This is a genomic window from Miniphocaeibacter sp. (genome assembly GCF_049276255.1).
Classification (GTDB): domain Bacteria; phylum Bacillota; class Clostridia; order Tissierellales; family Peptoniphilaceae; genus Miniphocaeibacter.
The window spans coordinates 46,900-67,601 of record NZ_JBASWB010000043.1 but is presented as its reverse complement, the minus strand read 5'-3'; the positions used below and the strand labels follow the sequence as shown (position 1 = coordinate 67,601).

The 20,702-nt window shown below is 28.0% G+C and carries 19 protein-coding genes; 15 read left to right on the top strand and 4 right to left on the bottom strand.

What is annotated here, in order from left to right; all coding sequences use genetic code 11:
• Positions 1 to 146: 146 nt before the first annotated feature.
• Entirely contained in the window at positions 147 to 1,046 is a 900-nt protein-coding gene (locus WAO56_RS04180) for a LysR family transcriptional regulator (protein ID WP_422143155.1), read from the top strand.
• Positions 1,047 to 2,021: 975 nt separating this feature from the next.
• Here the strand turns inward: WAO56_RS04180 and WAO56_RS04175 are convergent.
• From WAO56_RS04175 to WAO56_RS04165, 3 genes are read right to left on the bottom strand one after another with little or no spacing between them, the layout of a single operon-like run.
• Positions 2,022 to 3,026, bottom strand: coding sequence for an amidase family protein (locus WAO56_RS04175; RefSeq protein ID WP_422143156.1), 1,005 nt, complete (start codon positions 3,024 to 3,026; stop codon positions 2,022 to 2,024).
• Positions 3,019 to 4,314: a YhfT family protein gene (locus tag WAO56_RS04170; protein WP_422143157.1), complete on the bottom strand. Its 1,296-nt coding sequence runs from the start codon at positions 4,312 to 4,314 to the stop codon at positions 3,019 to 3,021. Before WAO56_RS04170 ends, WAO56_RS04175 begins: the two co-directional genes overlap by 8 nt.
• On the bottom strand, positions 4,314 to 4,685 hold the full coding sequence (locus WAO56_RS04165; RefSeq protein ID WP_422143158.1) for a DUF2620 domain-containing protein: 372 nt from the start codon (positions 4,683 to 4,685) through the stop codon (positions 4,314 to 4,316). The genes WAO56_RS04170 and WAO56_RS04165 overlap by 1 nt, the downstream gene beginning before the upstream one ends.
• 99 nt (positions 4,686 to 4,784) lie before the next feature.
• On the opposite strand from WAO56_RS04165, the gene yhfZ reads away from it, so the two are divergent.
• The 5 genes from yhfZ to WAO56_RS04140 are packed head-to-tail and all read left to right on the top strand — an operon-like array spanning position 4,785 to position 10,428.
• Entirely contained in the window at positions 4,785 to 5,717 is a 933-nt protein-coding gene (yhfZ, locus tag WAO56_RS04160) for a GntR family transcriptional regulator YhfZ (RefSeq protein ID WP_422143159.1), read from the top strand.
• Between the two features lie 15 nt (positions 5,718 to 5,732).
• On the top strand, positions 5,733 to 6,965 hold the full coding sequence (locus WAO56_RS04155; RefSeq protein ID WP_422143160.1) for a PRD domain-containing protein: 1,233 nt from the start codon (positions 5,733 to 5,735) through the stop codon (positions 6,963 to 6,965).
• 4 nt (positions 6,966 to 6,969) lie between these two features.
• Positions 6,970 to 8,064 carry an aminotransferase class V-fold PLP-dependent enzyme gene (locus WAO56_RS04150; protein ID WP_422143161.1) on the top strand — a complete coding sequence of 365 codons (1,095 nt, stop codon included), beginning with the start codon at positions 6,970 to 6,972 and terminating at the stop codon, positions 8,062 to 8,064.
• Positions 8,055 to 9,215 (top strand): alanine racemase, encoded by a 1,161-nt coding sequence (locus tag WAO56_RS04145; RefSeq protein ID WP_422143162.1) that lies wholly within the window; start codon positions 8,055 to 8,057, stop codon positions 9,213 to 9,215. Before WAO56_RS04150 ends, WAO56_RS04145 begins: the two co-directional genes overlap by 10 nt.
• On the top strand, positions 9,205 to 10,428 hold the full coding sequence (locus WAO56_RS04140; protein ID WP_422143163.1) for a phosphopentomutase: 1,224 nt from the start codon (positions 9,205 to 9,207) through the stop codon (positions 10,426 to 10,428). Before WAO56_RS04145 ends, WAO56_RS04140 begins: the two co-directional genes overlap by 11 nt.
• Before the next feature lie 111 nt (positions 10,429 to 10,539).
• On the opposite strand, the gene WAO56_RS04135 is transcribed toward WAO56_RS04140, so the two are convergent.
• Positions 10,540 to 11,445, bottom strand: a complete 906-nt coding sequence (locus WAO56_RS04135; protein ID WP_422143164.1) for a DUF5996 family protein — start codon at positions 11,443 to 11,445, stop codon at positions 10,540 to 10,542.
• Positions 11,446 to 11,597: 152 nt separating this feature from the next.
• Here WAO56_RS04135 and WAO56_RS04130 point away from each other — a divergent pair, with 152 nt between their 5' ends.
• The 9 genes from WAO56_RS04130 (at position 11,598) to WAO56_RS04090 (ending at position 20,620) form a co-directional block, all read left to right on the top strand.
• Positions 11,598 to 13,109 (top strand): glycine betaine ABC transporter substrate-binding protein, encoded by a 1,512-nt coding sequence (locus WAO56_RS04130; protein ID WP_422143165.1) that lies wholly within the window; start codon positions 11,598 to 11,600, stop codon positions 13,107 to 13,109.
• A 20-nt stretch (positions 13,110 to 13,129) separates the two neighbouring features.
• On the top strand, positions 13,130 to 13,876 hold the full coding sequence (locus tag WAO56_RS04125; protein WP_422143166.1) for an ABC transporter ATP-binding protein: 747 nt from the start codon (positions 13,130 to 13,132) through the stop codon (positions 13,874 to 13,876).
• A gap of 221 nt (positions 13,877 to 14,097) precedes the next feature.
• The gene (locus tag WAO56_RS04120; protein ID WP_422143167.1) at positions 14,098 to 14,484 is read left to right on the top strand and encodes a GntR family transcriptional regulator; all 387 of its coding nucleotides are present in this window, start codon (positions 14,098 to 14,100) and stop codon (positions 14,482 to 14,484) included.
• Positions 14,477 to 15,334, top strand: a complete 858-nt coding sequence (locus tag WAO56_RS04115) for an ABC transporter ATP-binding protein (RefSeq protein WP_422143168.1) — start codon at positions 14,477 to 14,479, stop codon at positions 15,332 to 15,334. The genes WAO56_RS04120 and WAO56_RS04115 overlap by 8 nt, the downstream gene beginning before the upstream one ends.
• Positions 15,331 to 15,978 (top strand): ABC-2 transporter permease, encoded by a 648-nt coding sequence (locus tag WAO56_RS04110; protein WP_422143169.1) that lies wholly within the window; start codon positions 15,331 to 15,333, stop codon positions 15,976 to 15,978. The genes WAO56_RS04115 and WAO56_RS04110 overlap by 4 nt, the downstream gene beginning before the upstream one ends.
• Positions 15,979 to 16,450: 472 nt before the next feature.
• Positions 16,451 to 17,314, top strand: coding sequence for a tRNA 2-thiocytidine biosynthesis TtcA family protein (locus WAO56_RS04105; RefSeq protein ID WP_422143170.1), 864 nt, complete (start codon positions 16,451 to 16,453; stop codon positions 17,312 to 17,314).
• A gap of 20 nt (positions 17,315 to 17,334) precedes the next feature.
• Entirely contained in the window at positions 17,335 to 18,540 is a 1,206-nt protein-coding gene (locus tag WAO56_RS04100) for an FprA family A-type flavoprotein (RefSeq protein WP_422143171.1), read from the top strand.
• 116 nt (positions 18,541 to 18,656) lie between these two features.
• On the top strand, positions 18,657 to 19,895 hold the full coding sequence (locus WAO56_RS04095; RefSeq protein WP_422143172.1) for a putative DNA modification/repair radical SAM protein: 1,239 nt from the start codon (positions 18,657 to 18,659) through the stop codon (positions 19,893 to 19,895).
• A complete protein-coding gene (locus WAO56_RS04090) occupies positions 19,895 to 20,620 on the top strand; it encodes a TIGR03915 family putative DNA repair protein (RefSeq protein ID WP_422143173.1) in 726 nt (241 codons plus the stop codon). Before WAO56_RS04095 ends, WAO56_RS04090 begins: the two co-directional genes overlap by 1 nt.
• Positions 20,621 to 20,702: the final 82 nt, after the last annotated feature.

Sequence of the window (20,702 nt, the reverse complement as noted above, 5' to 3'; positions counted from 1 at the left end):
ATTTATGATATCCCATATAATTATCGGTATATTTGAATTTGTTTGTATCTTAAGTATATATTTAAGCTTGTTTGTTAAGAATAAGTAATTTGTTGTATGTTGTTTCAACAAATTGTAACAACAGTATTTAAAGGAAGTGATTTTTTTTGGATTTAAAACATTTGTCTTATTTTCTTTTTATATGCGAAAGAGGGAGCATAAATAAAGCAGCTCAAGAATTATTTATATCACAACAAGGCCTAAACAGAATTATAAGAAATTTAGAAAATGAACTAGATGTTCAATTATTTCTTCGCACGCCTCAAGGTGTTCAACTTACTGCACCGGGTAAAATAGTGCTTAAATATGCTAAAAAAATGTTGAATCTAAATAAGAAAATGAATAACGAACTAGGTATGGTTGATGAAACTATTCGAGAACAAGTTTGGGTTTCTTTTTTTTATGCTGTTTTAGATCATCTTTCAAATCAATTTACAAACAATTTTCGACTACAACATTCAGATATCGATTTACTTGTTGGTGAGCATCCTTTTTCCGTATCAGAACGTTTGATTTTAGAAGAGAAATATGACATTGCTTTAGGTTATGCTCCAATTAACAAGAAGAAATTCACATATTCTCCACTAAAACAAGTCCCTTGGCCCGTATTAGTTCATAAAAGCAATCCCCTCGCGGATTATTCAACAATCTCTTGTCATGATTTAGCTTCTCAAAAACTGTTTTTAATGAGCAATAATTTTAAAGCTCATAATATCTTTCTTGAAAGATGTAAAGATTTAAATATCGATTTAAATATAGTAGGCACAGTAAACAATCTATCTGAAACATATCGATTAGTGCAACAAAATAAAGGCATCGCTTTTAGTGTCACATCTATACATAATCAGAAAAGAGGGGATGAAGTAATAGAAATTCCATTAGAAGATGAGGTATGTTTTTCTGAAATTGGAATATTTTATAAAAAAGGGATAAACTTACGACCTCCTGCTAAACTATTTTTTGAATATGCTTGTGAATGTGCTAAAAATGATTTTCTTATTAAATAATAAAAAACATTCAATAAATATGGAGTTTCAATAACTACATTAATAAGTTTAGTGATAAAATATAGTACTTCCAAATCATTAAAAATTGATGGTAATAGAACAGAATAATAAAAATCAATAAGATTATAAACAGAAAAGTAGCAATGAAAGATGATGTTTTATTCCCTAAAGAATACACGAAACTATCTGAACTATTAGCAAAAATAAAATTTGATAATATCAAATCTTAATAAATATAGTATTAGAACTATGTTTAAGTTCTTGATATTTCATAAGTCTATTTTCTATTATTATGTTAATAAATCTATGCCAAGTAAAACAATATAAAGTTGGTAAATTTAATCTAAAATTAACAAATAAAAATAAATGCTTATTTAAAATTATTTTTAGATAAGCATCTATTATAACCCCTATATTATTTTACATACATCATTATATAAATTTATTATATTTTAATCAAAATATACCAAGCATGTAATTTATTTCAAAATTTTTTTATCCAATTATTGTTCATATCAGTGTCAACAATAATTTATATAGAAACTTCACAAATATTGTCTGTCCTTTTTGAGAATAATAAAACATCGTTCTATACAAGCTTCTAGTAATAATTCCCTAACATTAAATTTTACTTTACTAAATTCATCAGTTTTATTTCTAGCTACATAGCGATAGTTTCTTTGTTTAAAATTTTTAATATACTTATATTTGAAATTTCTTATAGTTATACAGAGTATATTGAATATATAATCATAATTATTGGTGTGTAATCTTTTTCTGTTCTAATAAAAAGAATCAACTAAAAGTATTCCTGATGCTATCATTACATTAGATTTCTTAAGAATCATCCCCTAGTATTATTGTATTAGTTTATTTTTTAGAATTTGAACTTTGAATAATAAAATATGAGAGATAGAAACATACTCTAACCATCTCTCATATAAAAAATATTTAATATTTACTTTTTAAGTTATTTTATCTCAAATACATATCTAAATTACCAAAATAATTACACATCGTTGGATTTGTTTCTTCATATAATAATGCCCCTAAATGAAACATTTCTCTTATAGTGTCTACACTGGAATCACCACAAAGTATATAGCCACTAGCCAGTTCAGAAGTTGGAATGAATATTGCCGACAAGCCACACATATTTACATATTTTATTATTCCCTTGTTAGCTTTCTCCTGTTCTTTTTTTGTAAATGAATCATTTAATCCAAATATTGAATCTCCAAAACCCTCTAAATCTATTTTTGATTCATACCCTATTAAAATATTGTTTTTTATATATTTAGATAAAATTCTAATACCTTCTTTCCTTGGTAAAGCAGTGTTAATTTCTATTAATCTATTAGCATTTATATTTTTCTTTTTTATTCTCTCCATATAATATTTACTCATATTAAAGGTATTAATTATAATTGAAGAATTTACTTTGTCTAAATTAAGACTAATATCTAAAGTAACTTCTACTGCTTTTTCTAAAACGGTCATCTTTTTAGAAATAAAGCCTACAGATGGTTTAAATCCTAAATTATCTGTTGATTTTTTATTTTTAAATTTTGATGGTATAAGTGGACTTAAAAAACCAAAAAGATTTAAACTAGCTGCTGGTGCTAATACTGATCCACCTCCATCAGAACCTATTCCCAAATCATTTATTCCTGCAAATACATTTATTGCTGTTCCACTTGAAGAGCCAGTCATATTTCTACCAGTAATAGGATTTTTCAAGTTTATATCTATAGCCCTTCCTCCATAGGAGGATTTATCTATAGTGTGTCTAATGAAATTATTATTATCTAATTTTTCGAAAATTTTTTCATCAAAACCATCAATATCTTTAATGCCATAATAGTAAGAATTCGGTTCTAATTTATTTATAGCTTTACCGAAAGTTTTAACTACTGAATTATATGGATTTTCATATGCTACAAATGTTTTTTTAGCATATTCTATATATTTTTTATGCAACTGGAATTGTCCATAAGCCAATTAAGTTCAATATATTAAGAATAATACCAAGAGCTATTGCCGCTACCGGTCCTACAGCAAGATCAACAAGTGGTTTTTTAGAGTACTTATTAATTAGAAAACATCCTATAACAAATATTGCTCCTACTCCTTTAGCCATGGTTTCAGCTGATACTATACTCCCTGCTAATAGTGCAATTTCAAGGACTTTATTCATTGCAGTTCTTATATATTCTCCCATATCTCTAACACCTGGGAATTTATCCATTATCTTTGCAAAGAATCTAATTAAAAATACTTCTACTACTAAAATTACTGCCCCTGCTATAAAAGCTACTAATGGATTTCCATGTAATGCTATTCCTGCTGCAAAAATAAAAGTACATCCTATAGGAGAATATACTCCCGTTACTATAGCTGTTGTAAAAATTAACGGAACAAATCCTATTCCTCTAGTTAATGCTGTTAATGCTGCATTTCCATAAACCTTATCAGCCATTAAAGCCAATGATGCAGGATCTCCTGCTATTAAATCCATACTTGCTGCTGCTGCAGCTAAACCACCCATAATTGCAAAAATCCACCAATTTTTTTGAATTCTGGAAACTTGGTTTGAGAATATGGCAGTTAAGGAAACATTGCTTCCTGTATTTTCTTCAGATTTATTACTAGTTGCAAATATTACCATAATAATTACACCTGTTAATAGTGCCATTCCTGCCGGATCTAAATTAACTACATTCTCGCCTACATTTATTACACCAAATTTAGCTATTAAAAAATATACTAATACTGAAATAGTTCCTGTTATAACTCCCTTTTTAAAGCCATGCTGTGCACCTACTGCAACTGAAGGAAATATTGCAAAACCAGATACTACAAAGCTACTAACACTTCCTAATGGATCTAAGAAATTATATGGTAATTTCCCAAATAGATCTACTATTGCTTCCAATCCTACTAAAATCAACACACCATAAGTTGCACCTGCTACTAAAGAGGTAATTGCACCAATTTTATTATCTGGCAAAAATGTACCTATAATATCTGTAGCTAGCAAAATACTATGTATTAAAATAATAGAAGCGGCTATTGATGTTGGTATACCAAATCCTACTACTAAACCAAAACTTATAGCAAAGGACATAGCGGCTAATTCTTTTCTTGTTATTTTCTTTTCAAAATATTGTGAATAAATAGGTCTAAAACCATCATTAAAAACAGCAATACCTTGATTAGCCATTAAAGTTGCCAGTCCTCCTAAAAGAGCAATTATTATATATTTCATTAATTTCCTCCCTTATAATCCATTATTTCTTTTATTAAAGTAGGTAAAATATTTTCTCTATGCTGTGCAGTAAAGCCAAAGGCTTTCTTACCTTCTCTAACTTCTTTTTTTATAAAATCATCATCTTTAATATTTCCCGGCATTGATAATGTTGAACAATAATCTGCACCTACTAATGCTATAGCCATAGCTAAAGCACCACCACCGCCTGTGTTACATGCCCCAATGTAATAATCATATTCACCATTTTTTACTGCCATTGCAGCATCTAAATCATTTTTTATGTCAACTTGAATAGAATTATTTGATATTTTTAAAATATCGTTTGCAATTTCATTTTTATCAAATTGACCTCCTACTACTATTTTCATGTTAGACCTCCTATCAAATTCTAATATACAAAATTTTGTATATTTGGTATAATCTATTATATAGAATAATAAACAGTATGTCAATGAAAAGAGGTAGTCATGAATCATAGTAATTTACCAATACAATTTAGTAAATATGGAGCTAGTATTTTAAACTTATCAAGAATTTTTTTAACAATTGATGAAGGTAGTAAAATGCCTACTATTGATTCTCTTCAGGAACAATTAAATGTAGCAAGAGGAACCGTACAAAATTCTTTAAAATACTTAAAAGAAATAAAAGCTATTGAAATTATTTCTCGAGGGAAATTAGGAAGTTTTATAGTTAAAAAAAATATGAAAATTTTACTTGAAACTGCAGGAATTGATTTTCTACTAGGTGCTATGCCCCTACCTTATTCTAAAAGATACGAAGGTCTTTCAACTGCCATAGTAAATTCAATTGGTAAAAAATTTGGATTAAGAATAGTTTTATCCTACATGCTTGGTGCCAATACTAGACTCAATATGTTGGAAAATGATAGATGTGATTTTGCTATTTGCTCCCTTTATTCAGCAAAAAAAGCTATTGAAAATAATCTTTACAATATTTCCATAGTATCTGAACTTGGGGAATACAGCTATCTATCAAATCACTGTTTTGTATTTAGAAAGGGCCTGGAACCAATTATTAAGGACGGTTATAAACTAGCATTGGACAAAAACTCAATGGATCAACATTTACTAACAAAAAAATATGTTGGAAATAGAAAAGTTCAATACATTAATATGGAGTATAACAAAATTCTTAATAGTTTGGAGAAAAATGAAATTGATTGTGCTCTTTGGAACCTAGATGAAATAAAAGAACGAAATCTTAATTTGAAATATAAAATTATTGATGAGGAAAATAAGGACGATACTATAGCAACCTTTGTAGTTAGTGGAAAAAAACCTGAAATAAAAGAAATATTAAAAAAATCTATTAATAAAGAGGAATTGGTTGCTATTCAAAATGATGTAATGAACAGTAAATTTTTACCAAGTTATTAATATTAGGAGGATAAAATGAATTTAGAACGATTAAAAATACTGGAAGAGAATAATGTTATTTCAACTAAAGTTTATAATGCAATGGAAAATATAATATTTAAATTATTATTACCTAAAAGATTAAATTTATCAGATACTGATATGTTTTTCACCCACTTAGCAATGGCTATGGAAAGAAATCTAAAGGGAAATGGAATTGAGGAAGAACTAGATAATTTCTTAAAGGACGAAATTATTAAAAATAATAATTTTGAGTCTGCTAAAAAACTCTATGGATTAATGGAGGATTATTTCCCATGTAAATTAGATGATTCTGAAGAAGAATATATTTATATGCATCTAATTACCCTTATAGAAAATTCCAACATTCTAGTTCCCGGTCTAACCTTGGCTCATGAACATACAACTATAGACCTATCTGGAATAAAAAATGATGAAGACTGTAATTTAAATTCAAAGGAAGAAACAATTAAAGAATTTAAAAAACTATATAATGCCGGTATAAGAAATATATTAGATATGACCAACATTGGAATAGGTAGAAATATAGAATATGTTGAAGATGTTAGAAAGAATACTGGTTTAAATATTGTCTATGGAACTGGTTTCTATAAAGAACCTTTTTTGCCTAATTATGTGACTACAAAAAGTGTAGATGAACTATCTGAAATAATTATTGATGAACTAGTTAATGGAATTGAAAAAACAAATATAAGGGCAGGATTTATTGGTGAAATAGGTTCTAGTAAGGATACCATGACCGATTTAGAATTAAAGGTATTTGAAGCCTCTATTAAAGCGGCTAAAGAAACCGAAGCAGTAATTAGCACCCATACAACTTTAGGTACCTATGCTTTGGAACAATTAGAGCTATTTAAAAAGCATAATATGGACTTAGATAAAATAATAATTGGCCATATGGATATTTCTGGAAATCTAGATATTATTATGAAATTAATATCAGAAGGAGTTAACATAGGTTTTGATACTATTGGAAAAAACAATTATTTTCCTGATAGCAAAAGGGTTATGTTCTTAAAGGAAATAGAAAAAGCAGGTTTTATAAATAAGGTTGTACTTTCAATGGATATTACAAGAAAATCCAATATGGAATATAGAGGTGGTATAGGATACAACTATATTATAGATAAATTTATTCCAATGATGAAAGATGAAGGAATTTCTGATGAAAGTATCGATAAATTACTAAATAGTAATATACAAAGAATTTTTAAATGGAGGATTTAATAATATGAAAGCATATCCTTTAGAAAGTTTAAGCATTGATGATGCTATCCAATTACAGTTCAAATTAGTTGACACTATTACTAGGTTTTTTAATGGAGATGAAATGTTGGATTTAGGTGATTTAGGAGTAACTCCTGGACTAAACCAACCTATTAAAACCAGAACTATTGAAAAAATAATTTCTAGTTTTTTTAATACTGAAGATTCTGTACTAGTAAGAGGTTCCGGTACCAATGCTATTAAAGAAGCCCTGTATGTTTCAAAAAAAAATAATGGAAAAGTTTTACTTCATGATGCTCCTATTTATACAACTACTAAAATTTCCCTAGATATGTTGTCTATGGATTATATAAAAACCGATTTTAATAATGAAAATGAATTAATTAATATATTAAAAACTGAAAATATTAGTACAGTTATTGTACAACAAACTAGACAATCCTTTAATGATAATTACGATTATGAGCAAATTATAAAAACAATTAAGGAAAATAGCAAGGCTAATATAGTATGTGATGATAATTATGCAGTTTTAAAAACAAAGCATATTGGTAGTCAAATAGGTGCAGATTTATCATGTTTTTCCTCCTTTAAATTATTAGGACCGGAAGGTATAGGAATAGTAACCGGAAATGGAAAATTAATTGAAAAAATAAGAAAACTTCACTATTCTGGAGGCTCACAAGTACAAGGTCATGAAGCAATGTCGGTATTAAGAGGATTAGTATATGCTCCAGTTAGTTTAGCTATACAAGCAACTCAAATTTTAGAAATTAAGGAAAAAATATTAGAACTTAAAGACCCTAGAATTAAAGATGTTATTATTGCCAATGCACAATCCAAGGTAATTATAGTTGAATTTAAGGATAATATTGCAAAAAAAGTACTTGAAAACTCTGTAAAACTAGGTGCAGCACCTTACCCTGTAGGCTCGGAATCAAAGTATGAAATAGTACCTATGTTCTATAGAATTTCAAAAAGCAGTCTTGGAAATAATGAAGAACTTTTAGATAGAACAATAAGAATAAATCCAATGAGAGCAGGTGCCGATACGGTTATTCGAATTTTACTTAAATCTATGGAGGAAATATGTTTGTAGAAAATCTTTTAAAAAGAAATCCTGATCTAATTAATCAGGTATATAAATTTCATAGAGAAAATAAAATTGATCCTGATACTTTTGTAATAGATTTAGATACTTTTTTAATAAATGCTAAAAAACTTAAAGAAAATGCAGATAAAAAAAATATTCGACTTTTTTTTATGCTTAAACAATTAGGTAGAAATCCCTACTTAGCAAGAAAATTAGTCGATATAGGATATGATGGTGCTGTAGTCGTTGATTTTAGAGAAGCACAAATTATGATGAAAAACAATATTCCTATTTGTAATGCAGGACATTTGGTACAAATTCCAAATGGATTTTTGAAAAAATTAATGAGCTATGGAGCTGAATTTATAACAGTTTACTCTTTAGAAAAATTAGAACTAATCAATACTATTGCTAGAGAATTAGGAATTGTTCAAAAGATTATGGTTCGTGTAGTATCTGATGACGATCTACTGTATGATGGCCAAGAAGCAGGATTTTTTCCAAATGAACTAGAAAAATTATTACAGGCTAGTAAACAATTAAAAAACATTGAAATTAAAGGAGTTACTAATTTCCCAACATTTTTATATGACGAATCTTCTAATACCATTAAAGAAACCAATAATTTGTCCACATTAAAAAAAGCTGTCAAGTTTTTTAGGGATAATAATATTGAAATAGAAGAAATAAATATGCCTTCAGCAACTTCCATAGCTAATTTAGATTTAATAAAAGAACATGGTGGAACTTCAGGAGAACCCGGACATGGATTAACAGCTTCAACTCCCTTAAGTAAATATACAGACACTGTAGAATTACCATGTGTTTGCTATTTAACTGAAGTTTCCCACAATTTCAAAAATAAGAGTAAGGTCTATGGTGGAGGAATATACAGAAGAGGTCATATGGAAAAAGCCATAGTAAAAGAATATGATAGCTCTCAGGAACTAGTAAAAATAAAGCCTACTAATTTAGAAAGTATCGATTATTATTTCGAGCTAGATAAGCAATATGATATTGGTACAACAGTTATTCTATCTTTTAGATTTCAAATATTTGTTACGAGAAGTAATGTTGTTATAATTGAGGGAATCCGTAATAATAAGGCAAAAATCGTAGGTATATATAATTCATTAGGTGATAAATATGAAAATTAATAATTTTATAGTCTTAGTATTAGATAGCTTTGGTATAGGAGAAATGGCCGATGTTTCTAAGGTAAGACCCCAAGACAAGGGCAGTAATACCGTTTTGCATCTTATGGAAAACAAAGAAGCTAAATATTGGAATAATCTTGAAAAACTAGGATTATTTAATGCATTAGGAAATGATAAATATAAAAACAAATACAGTAAAACTGCTACTTATGGTAAAAGCGAATTAAAGCATTTTGGAGCAGATACTTTTTTCGGCCATCAAGAAATTATAGGAACTAGACCTAAAGAACCTATAAAAATGAAGTTTTCAGAAGTAATTGATGAAGTAGAAAATGATTTAGAAAGAAACAACTTTAAAGTTAATAGATATAAAAAAAACAACTTAGAACTATTAGTTGTAAACAAATCAATTTTTATTGGTGATAATATGGAAACTGATTTAGGACAAGCTATAAATGTTGTTGGTGCATTGGATATATCTGGATTTGATAATATAAAAAAAGTAGGAAATATAGTTAGAAAACATGTTAAGGTTCCTAGAGTAATTGCGTTTGGTGGATCTGATGTTGTTTATAGCGACTTAGAAGCCAATGTAATTACAAAAGATGATTATATTGGAGTAGATGCTCCTAATTCTGGAGTATATAAAAAGAATTACCATTGCGTTCACATAGGCTATGGAGTAGAGCCAACAGTACAATTACCCTATATTTTAAATAAAATAGACATTAAAACATATCTTTATGGTAAAGTTGCTGATATTTGCTATAATCCCAATGACCTCTTCTATCCTAATGTTGATACCGATTTAGTCTTTATGGATTTAATCCATAATTTAAAATCCAATAAAAAGGGATTCCATTTTGTAAATATACAGGAAACCGACTTATCGGGACATGACCAAAATCCTGAAAAATATATTAATATTGTAAATAAATCAGATGTATATATTGGTGGCCTAATAAAATTATTAGGAAAAGATGATTTATTAATAGTTATGGCTGACCATGGCAATGATCCAACAAATGGTAGTAGCAAACATAGTAGGGAAAATGTTCCAATACTAATATATAATAGTAAAATTTCTAATATTCAAAAACCAAACTATATTGGACTTCGAAAAACAATGGCCGATGTAGGTGCTACCGGTGCTGAATTCTATGGTACTAAATTAGAAAATGGTACTAGTTTTTTAAAGGAATTAAAGCTTTAATTTTTTACAATTAATATAGTAGTATTAAAAAATATTTTGAAATTTAATAAAAAAATCATCTAAAGGTTACTAACAATAACTCTTAGATGATTTTTATTACTAATTAATCTTCTATTTGAATTTTTCTATATCAAAAGGTGTTAGAAGCCATTCTTTATTTGGCCAATTTTCAACTTCTGCTATATTTTGTAAGGCTTTTATACAAAACTCCACTATTACTTTTGATGGGTCATCATATTTTAATATATCTTCTAATGATAAGAAATACTCAGCTTTTTCAGGACTGTAATAAGCTTCTTTTGGTTCTATTGGTAAGTTGCTTATATCCTTTTCTAAGAATGGATAGGCAAGAATAAATAGACTAGGATCATCTACATTTTCATCTCCTGGCCAAAAACCAAATTCAACAAATTGCTCATTAAAGGCTACTTTTTCTATTATTCCTTCTCCTGTAAATGGTCTTTCTTCTCCTGCAAATAATACTGTTGTCATATCAAATGTTCCCCAGAACATTGAAGGTAATATTTTTTTACCCTTATAAGCAGAAGCAAAGTCTAAAAGTGCATTTCTGACTAATACGCATATTTCAAAATAATTTAATGCACTACGTTTATCAAAATCTACTTTATTTGTTTGCTCATTAAAAGGTGTTGTGAAGAATACTTCTTGTGGTACAGGATAAATTTTAACAGGATGTCCTATACTTTCTAAAATTTGTAAATAATCTTTATAATAATCTGCAACTGAAGCATTGTCTCTTAATAGGAACTTAGCTGTTTTTCCACTTGTACAAATTGCTTTTACACTAGCTTCATGTAAGTTTAATTGAACTTCAAAACTATAGCCATGATCATTAATAAGACCTGTAGTAAAACCTTCTGCAGTTATGTTAAGTAACGATTGATTCCATTCCGGTTGTGGAGACATTTTGTTTAGTTTAGTTTTGCCCATCATTTGAAGAATCATGTGCATAGTAATGTTAGTGTCTCTCCACTCACTATATTTTTGTAACTTCATAAAATCACCTCATTGATTTATTATATTATTTTATGGTATATATAGTAATAATATATATAATTTTTATTTATATGTATTATTAATATACATTAATTATAACATAATATATGTAAAAGGAGGTTGTATTGATTTCTCAAGTGTGGGAGTCTCTAATGACTCGCTCAGATTTTTATATAGAATTAATATTAGAACATTTAACAATTTCTATTATTGCTATATTAATAGCCGGTATTATTGGGCTAATAATAGGAATTTTAATTAGCGAATACAAGGGAGCATCTGAATTTGTTTTAATGTTTATTAATATTATTTACACAATTCCGTCAATATCCCTATTGGGATTATTGATTCCTTTTTCAGGAATAGGCAACAAGACCGCTATTATTGCTTTAATAGTATACGCCTTACTGCCTATGGTTAGAAGTACCCATACGGGAATTACCAATATAGATGATAAGATAATAGAAGCTGCACGAGGTATGGGAAGTACGGACTTTCAAATACTTTATAAAATACAATTACCTCTCGCCTTCCCTGTTATAATGTCAGGACTAAGAAATATGGTTATAATGACCATAGCCTTAACCGGTATTGCTTCCTTCATTGGAGCAGGCGGATTGGGAGTTGCTATTTACAGGGGTATAACAACAAATAATATAGCTATGACTATAGCTGGAAGTTTATTAATTGCCATATTGGCTTTTGTTTTAGATTTTATACTTGGTAGATTAGAAAAATATGTAAATAATAAAAGTAGCAATAAAAGCAATAAAAAACTTATACCTATTTTGGCAGCTTTGGCTATAGGTGCTATAACCTTAGTTGCTTTAGTGGCTTTCCCTATGAAAAAAGATAAAATTCATGTTGCTACAAAACCAATGACCGAGCAACAGATTATGGGCGAAATGTTAAAATATTTAATTGAAGATGGCTCTAATTTAAAAGTAGATATTACCCATGGAGTTGGAGGTGGAACTTCAAATATTCAACCAGCTATGGAAACCGGAGAATTTGATATATATCCGGAATATACAGGAACTGGATGGAATGTTGTACTAAAACAAGATGGAATTTACGATGAAAGCATGTTTAATGAAATGCAAAAGGAATATAATGATAAATTCAATATGCAATGGTTAGGCATCTATGGATTTAACAATACCTTTGGACTAGTAGTAGATAAAGATATTGCTGAAGAACATAATATTAAAACCTATTCCGATTTAGCAAAATATGCACCAGATCTGATATTTGGAGCAGAGTATGACTTCTTCGAAAGAGAAGATGGATTTGATGCTTTAAGTGAACTATATGGATTTAACTTTAAAAAGGTAGTTGATATTGACATTGGATTAAAACACAAAGCTATGGAGCAAAAGGAAATTAATGTAATGAATATATTCACTACAGACGGACAGCTAAGTAAGGCTAATGTAGTAGTTCTTGAAGACGATAAAAACTTCTATCCTTCGTATGTATGTGGCAATGTTGTCAGAAATGAAATTTTAGAAAAATATCCTGAACTTAAAGATATTATATCTAAAACCGATAATTTAATAAGTGAAGCTGAAATGGCAAATTTAAATTATCTTGTTGAAGGTGAAGGTCAAGATCCAAAAGTTGTAGCTAAAACATTTTTGGAAGAAAAAGGATTACTTAAATAGAAAATAGGAAGGTTAATATAATGGAACAAAATTGCCATATTCAATTTAAACATGTAGATAAATTCTATGGTGAAAACAAACTTATACAGGATTTAAACTTTTGTATCGAAAAAGGTGAATTTGTAACCTTAATAGGTAGTTCAGGCTCAGGTAAAACAACTATTTTAAAAATGATAAATGGTTTAATACCTATAAACTCCGGTGAAATTTTCATAAACAATAAAAATATTGCTAATGAAAATATGATAATGTTAAGGAGAAATATTGGCTACGCTATTCAAGGCTCTGCACTTTTCCCACATATGACAGTTGAAAAAAATATATCTTATGTTCCTAACTTATTAAATAAAAGAGATAAGGAAAGGACTAAGAAAACAGTAAAAAAATGGATGGATATTGTAGGACTAGAAGAAGAAATGCTTTCTAGATACCCTAATGAACTTTCAGGAGGACAACAACAAAGAGTTGGAATTGCTAGGGCCTTAGCAGCAAATCCTGAAATTTTACTAATGGATGAACCCTTTGGTGCTGTTGATGAAATAACTAGAAGACAGCTACAGGATGAAATAAAAAGAATTCATAAAGAAACAGGTATTACTATTGTATTTGTTACACATGATATAAGAGAAGCTTTAAGCTTAGGAACTAAAATTATGATATTACAAGAAGGAGATATTGTTCAATACGATACTCCTGAAAATATTAAAGAAAATCAACAAAATCCATATATTAAAGATTTATTAGGTGAATATATAGATTTTGAATAGATAAATTAGGCATATTGTAACCTGTTATTTAATGTATATTAAAATAATAATTAAATCCGAAGTAAAATAGAAATATTTTTATTTTACTTCGGATTTTTTATTGTCTATATTTTCCAGCAATAAATAGTTTCTATAAAAATATTGACAAAATTTAAAATATGCTATAATGTATATACTAGCATATACACTTAAGTACACTTATTATTTACCTAGGAGATAAAATGAATATACATATTAGTAAACATTCACCTAAGCCTATATATGAACAAATTTCCTCACAAATAAAAAATTTAATACTTAATAATAAATTAAAACCAGGAGATAAATTACCTTCAATGCGTGAATTAGCTAAAATATTGCAGGTTAGTGTAATAACTACACAAAAAGCATATGAGGAACTATTAGAAGATGGTCATATTGAAACAATAGTAGGTAAAGGAACCTTTGTCAAAAAAAGCAATACATCTTTTATTCTAGATGAACAATATAAGGAATTAGAAGATAAAGTCGACGAGATTGTTAGAATTGCAAAACAATATAAAATAGAAGAGGAATATTTAATTAAGCTTATTAAAGAATTTTATAAAGGAGAAAATATTAATGGATAATGCAATCCAATTAAAAAATATTAGTAAGAACTATGAAGACTTCTCTTTAAACTCTATTTCTTTTAACATACCAAAAGGATATATTACAGGTTTAGTTGGAGAAAATGGTGCTGGGAAAACAACATTATTAAAAATAATAATGCAGCTTATAAGTTACGACAATGGCGAAGTCTATATTGATGAAAAAATTATTAAAACTAGAAATTATGAATTATATAATTCAATATATATTATATACGATAGTATTAATTTAAATGAAAGATTAACAAGTAAACAGTATGGAAAAATATATGAAAACCTATATGATAATTGGGATAAGGACTATTATGAATATTTAATAGCTTATTTAAATTTACCTAAAGACAAGGCTATTAGTACATTTTCCAAAGGTATGAAAGTAAAAGTTAATTTCGCTTTAGCCTTAGCTACAAGACCAAAAATACTTTTACTTGATGAAGCAACCTCCGGTTTAGATCCTTTAGTAAGAGATGACATTTTAAATCTACTATTGGAATTTGTCCAAGATGATAGTAATACGGTTTTAATTTCTTCTCATATTACTTCAGATTTAGACAAAGTTGCCGATAAATTGATTTTTTTACACAAGGGAAAGATTTTTTTAGATGAATATACCTATAATATCGACAGCCAGTATGGCATGATTTATTGCGATATTAACGAACTAAATACCTATCTTCCTTATTGTCTGGCCTATATAAAGAATGAATTTGGTTTTCAACTACTTATAAAGAAAAAAGAAAAATTACTTGTAGATTTCCCAAATATAAAAATTGAGAAAACCTGCTTTGAAGATATCATTAAAATAATTGGAAAGGGGAATGTTTTATGAAAGGTTTAATAATATATGATTATTTGTCGGTGTTTAAAAAGCTATTAAATAAGTCCATATTAATTTCTGTTTCTTTTAGCTTATTCTTGGGAATATTTATTCTTCAAGAACCTTTAGCTACTTTACTGATTAATGGATATATGCTTAGTTTAATTTCCTATATACCTATGGCTTTTTTTGAAAATAATACAGAATCCGGAAGCTTCTTACGTACTTTAACCTTTCCACTTAGTATAAAGCAAATAGTCCTTAGTAGATATTTTACAGCATTACTATACTTAGGTATTTACTCTCTACTATTTGGTATAGGTATAGTTGGAGCAATTATTGTAAATGGTTCTTTTAAAGTTTACTTCTATCCATATATAATTAGTATATTTGTTGGAATTCTCATACTATCATTGGGATTAATTGGAAACTTTTCCAATAAAACACAAGTAATTAACTTATATATAGTGCTTGCCTTTGTTTTTATTTTGTATTTGTTTTTAAGTAATTTTCAAGTTAAGAATATATTATTATCGTTAAAAGATTTACCTAACTATTCTTATATTTTAGGTGGAATAATTACTTACTTTTCTATTTTAATTGGCTCTTACTTAATCTCTACTAAACTACTAAATCATAAACTTAAACATAAATAACTTAACATAACTTGTTTATAAAACCTTGTTCATATCCTAAGTGATATTAGCAAGGTTTTTTCTTCTTAATGATTTTTATATTTATTTCTATCATATTTATTAATTTAAAGGTTATATTAGAATTCTAAGAATGTTTCACGTGAAACATTCTTCAGTGTTTTTTAAATTGTTTCACGTGAAACATTTTTTATAAAATTCTAATAAATTCCCATTTTACATAGCTATAGTTTACTATTAATGTTAATTTAAAAGGCCTTAAAAGGCATTTTAAAGCCAAATGTTTAAATACCAACGTTTAAGGCTCTAGATTGTTAATTCTTTGTCTCCATAAATGAATTAAGGTGTATTTATCAATTTCTTTATTATTTTAAAATTTATTCAAATAGGTCCTATGTCCTATTATTTGAATATTCTCTATGATATAATCAACATAGTTATGTAATAAAGTAATTATTAATTTAAGAGGTATGTTTTGACAAATAATTTAGCCAACAATAGTTGTGAGGCCTTTAACATTACTGAAGAGTTAAAAGATTTACCAACTATTGAAAAATCAATTATAAAAAGATACAGAAAAAACATTTGGTCCAAATTCATCAAAGCTATTAAGGAATATGATTTAATACAAGATGGCGATAAAATAGCCGTTGCTATTTCCGGAGGAAAAGATAGTTTATTACTTGCAAAATTATTTCAAGAACTTAAAAAGAATGGAAAAAACAATTTTGAAGTAGAATTTATAGCCATGGATCCAGGTTATCATAAGGATATTAGGAAATTACTGGAAAATAATTGTAAGTATTTAAATATTCCTGTTAATATTTATGATGCCGATATTTTCGAAGTAGCCGATAAAATTGCTGGCAAATATCCATGTTATATGTGTGCAAGAATGAGAAGAGGTTCTCTATATGCAAAAGCTCAAGAGTTAGGATGTAATAAGTTAGCTTTAGGCCATCATTTTAATGATGTTATTGAAACTAATTTGTTAAATATTTTATGTGCCGGTAATTTTAAGACAATGATGCCTAAACTTAAGGCCCAAAACTTTGAAAATATGGAAATAATTAGACCTTTGTACTTAATAAAGGAAAACTATATTATTAGATGGATGAATTACACCGGCTTAATGCCATTAAATTGTGCTTGTATGGTAGCAGCAAAAAAAATTGGTTCTACTAGGGTAAAAATTAAACAACTAATTGAAGATATGGAAAAAAATGGTTTTACAAATGTAGATATCAATATTTTTAGATCTGCTCAAAATGTTGAATTAGACCGAGTTTTAGGTTATTCTAAGAATGGAGAATATCATAATTTTTTAGATGACTATTAAAAATATTTTGGAGGTATTATATGAATTGCTTATATGCAAAAATTTTAGACGATTTATACTACATTGGTGCCAATGATAGACAAACAACCTTGTTTGAGAATATGTGGCCACTTCCTGAAGGTGTGTCCTATAATGCATATTTAATAAGGGATGAAAAAACCGCCTTACTTGATACTGTTAGAATTAATAAGGTTGATGGTTTTGTTAATAAGGTTTTAGAGGTTTTAGATGGAAGAAAACTGGATTATTTAGTTATTCACCATATGGAACCTGATCATTCAGGATGTATAACCGATATTTTAAAACTATTTCCTGATCTAATTTTCGTTGGAAATAAAAAAACAAAATCCATGCTTTATGACTTTTTAGAATTAACTCCTGATGATGATAAATTCATAGAAGTTAAAGATGGAGATGTATTGGACTTAGGAAAAAGACAATTACAATTTGTAATGACACCAATGGTTCATTGGCCTGAATCTATGGTAAGTTACGAGCCAAATGACAAAGTATTATTCTCACAGGACATATTTGGTGGTTTTGGTACTGTAGATGGTGCTATATTTGATGATCAAGCAGATTACAATATATTTAGATCTGAAACAAGAAGATATTATTCTAATATTGTTGGTAAATACTCAATGATGGCTGTTAAGGCAATTGAAAAAGTAAAACAATTAGACATAAATATAATTTGCCCGGTACATGGTTTTGTTTGGAGGGAAAATCCACAAACAATTATTGATGATTACGAAAAATGGGCTAATTATGAAGTAGAAGACGGTGTTGTAATAGTTTACGGCTCAATGTATGGTAATACAGAAGGAATGGCTGACCATTTAGCTACTTTCCTTGCTAAAGAAGGAGTAAAGAACATAAAGGTATTTGATGTTTCTAAAACTCATGCTTCCTATATTTTAAATGAAATATGGAAATACAAAGGTCTTATACTAGGTTCTGCTACTTATGATAATAGTGTGTATCCTAATATGTATAATTTATTAAATGTTTTAAAATATAATAAAATTAAAAACCATGTATTAGGAATTTTCGGCTCCTACGGTTGGAGTGGTGGAGCTGTAAAAGATTTAAAGGCTTTTGCAGAAACCGGAAAATTTGATGTACTGGAAACAGTTGTAGAGGCCAGGGGAACAATGCATAAAGAAGAAGAAGAACAATTACGTCTACTAGCTAAGGAAATGGCTGAAAAATTAAAAGAAAAATAATCTCAATAGTCCTAGAATAAATCTAGGGCTATTTTTTTAGTTCCTCCTACCTTAATGCTCGAACATATGTTTGCTTTTCAGGTTTTTTTATGATAAAATTCTTTAAAGGTGATTTTATGGACAATTTATCAAAAAAGATTCAAATACTTACAGACGCTGCAAAATACGATGTTTCCTGTTCTTCTAGTGGCAGTAATAGAAAGAATACTAAAAATGGCCTAGGCAATGCTAATATTTCCGGTATATGTCACTCCTGGTCTGAAGATGGAAGATGTATTTCTCTTTTAAAAATACTCTTAACAAATAAATGTATCTATGATTGTGATTATTGTATTAATAGGGCAAGTAACGATATTCCTAGGGAGATTTTTTCCATTGATGAAATAGTTGAACTTACAATTAACTTCTATAAAAGAAATTATATTGAAGGTCTTTTTTTAAGTTCCGGTGTTTATAAAAGTCCGGATTATACTATGGAATTACTAATTTCCATTGCAAGAAAATTACGGGAAGAAGAAAATTTTAACGGTTATATACATATGAAAGCAATTCCCGGTTCTTCTGAAGAATTAATAAGGGAATTAGGAAAATATATAGACAGGGTTAGTGTAAATATAGAGCTTCCTTCAGAAAAAAGCCTTAAAATATATGCACCCCAAAAAAAATATGAAAAAATACTTACTCCTATGAATATTATAAAAAACAGTATATTTGAAAACAGATTTGATAAAAGAAAGTTTAAAAAAGCTCCAAATTTTATTAATGCAGGACAAACTACTCAAATGATTATAGGTGCAAGTAAGGAAACAGATTATGAAATAATAAAAAAATCCGAAGAACTTTATAGAACTATGAAAATGAAAAGGGTGTATTATTCAGCCTTTGTTCCCGTTTCATCGTCTAAACTTCTATCAACTATTACCGAACCACCTTTAAGAAGGGAACATAGGATTTATCAGGCTGATTTTCTTTTAAGATTTTATAACTATAAGTCCGATGAAATATTAAATAAAAATAATCCAAATTTTGATATGAATTTAGACCCTAAGGCTAATTGGGCATTAAATAATCTACATCTATTTCCAATGGAAATCAATAGGGCTTCCTACTACCAATTACTGCGTATACCCGGACTTGGTCCAACATCTGCTAAAAGAATAATCTCCTACAGAAAATTAGGAAAATTAAAATATGATGACTTAAAAAAAATAGGTGTAGTATTAAAAAGGGCTAAATATTTTATAACGGTAAATGGAGAATATAGAGGTTTAAGAAAGGACAATAGCCTTAAAATTAAAGAAATGTTAGCAATATCCGATACAAGTAATATAGAGCAATTGAGTTTTATAAGCTGATGATATATTTATACGATAACAGCCTTACAGGTTTTCTAACCTGCATATACTATGGCTATAAAAACTATAAGGACTTAGAAAATATTCAAGAAAATAATATACAAATGAATATTTTCTCTAAGTATAAATATATTGAAAGTGAAGAAGATAAGGCTAATATTATAATTAACTATTTAAGCTCAAATTTTAATAAAGCTCTTATAAACTCCATTTATAACGTGTTTCTCTCTAACAATGTAGAAAAGGAAATGACTATATTAAATACTATTATCCTAGCAGGAAAATATGGTAACAGGGTTTTAAGTCTTCCCAATAATAATATTTTTAGATTTAATAAAATAGAAAGAAATGTATTATTCGAAAAACATAGATTTGAAGGACTTCTAAGGTTTTCAGAAATCCAAAATGGATTTTTGTATGCACCTTTTGAGCCAGAAAACAATATACTACCACTATTAATAAGTCACTTTGTCAACAGATTGCAAAACCAACAGTTCTTAATTCATGATGTAAAGAGAAATTATGTAGCTATTTATGAACAAAACAAGTTGGAATTTTTTGATGTTGAAGAGTTAAACATTGAATATTCTAAAGATGAAATAAAATATCAAAACCTTTGGAATATATTTTTTAAAGCCATTAGTATAAAAGAGCGTAAGAATTTAAAACAACAGGTAAGCTTTATGCCAAAAAAATATTGGAAGTATTTAATAGAAAAGAAATAATAATTTATTTCTTTTCTTTTTTATATAAGCTAATAAAACAAATTAGTTTTTAATTATAATTAGTACTATAATCTATTTATAG

Coding starts and splice junctions, on each gene's coding strand:
- WAO56_RS04095 (WP_422143172.1), top strand. CDS start 18,657: ATGGACAATTTATCAAAAAAGATTCAAATACTTACAGACGCTGCAAAA.
- WAO56_RS04170 (WP_422143157.1), bottom strand. CDS start 4,314: ATGAAATATATAATAATTGCTCTTTTAGGAGGACTGGCAACTTTAATG.
- WAO56_RS04135 (WP_422143164.1), bottom strand. CDS start 11,445: ATGAAGTTACAAAAATATAGTGAGTGGAGAGACACTAACATTACTATG.
- WAO56_RS04090 (WP_422143173.1), top strand. CDS start 19,895: ATGATATATTTATACGATAACAGCCTTACAGGTTTTCTAACCTGCATA.
- yhfZ (WP_422143159.1), top strand. CDS start 4,785: ATGAATCATAGTAATTTACCAATACAATTTAGTAAATATGGAGCTAGT.
- WAO56_RS04150 (WP_422143161.1), top strand. CDS start 6,970: ATGAAAGCATATCCTTTAGAAAGTTTAAGCATTGATGATGCTATCCAA.
- WAO56_RS04155 (WP_422143160.1), top strand. CDS start 5,733: ATGAATTTAGAACGATTAAAAATACTGGAAGAGAATAATGTTATTTCA.
- WAO56_RS04130 (WP_422143165.1), top strand. CDS start 11,598: ATGACTCGCTCAGATTTTTATATAGAATTAATATTAGAACATTTAACA.
- WAO56_RS04120 (WP_422143167.1), top strand. CDS start 14,098: ATGAATATACATATTAGTAAACATTCACCTAAGCCTATATATGAACAA.
- WAO56_RS04145 (WP_422143162.1), top strand. CDS start 8,055: ATGTTTGTAGAAAATCTTTTAAAAAGAAATCCTGATCTAATTAATCAG.
- WAO56_RS04165 (WP_422143158.1), bottom strand. CDS start 4,685: ATGAAAATAGTAGTAGGAGGTCAATTTGATAAAAATGAAATTGCAAAC.
- WAO56_RS04125 (WP_422143166.1), top strand. CDS start 13,130: ATGGAACAAAATTGCCATATTCAATTTAAACATGTAGATAAATTCTAT.
- WAO56_RS04100 (WP_422143171.1), top strand. CDS start 17,335: ATGAATTGCTTATATGCAAAAATTTTAGACGATTTATACTACATTGGT.
- WAO56_RS04140 (WP_422143163.1), top strand. CDS start 9,205: ATGAAAATTAATAATTTTATAGTCTTAGTATTAGATAGCTTTGGTATA.
- WAO56_RS04115 (WP_422143168.1), top strand. CDS start 14,477: ATGGATAATGCAATCCAATTAAAAAATATTAGTAAGAACTATGAAGAC.
- WAO56_RS04110 (WP_422143169.1), top strand. CDS start 15,331: ATGAAAGGTTTAATAATATATGATTATTTGTCGGTGTTTAAAAAGCTA.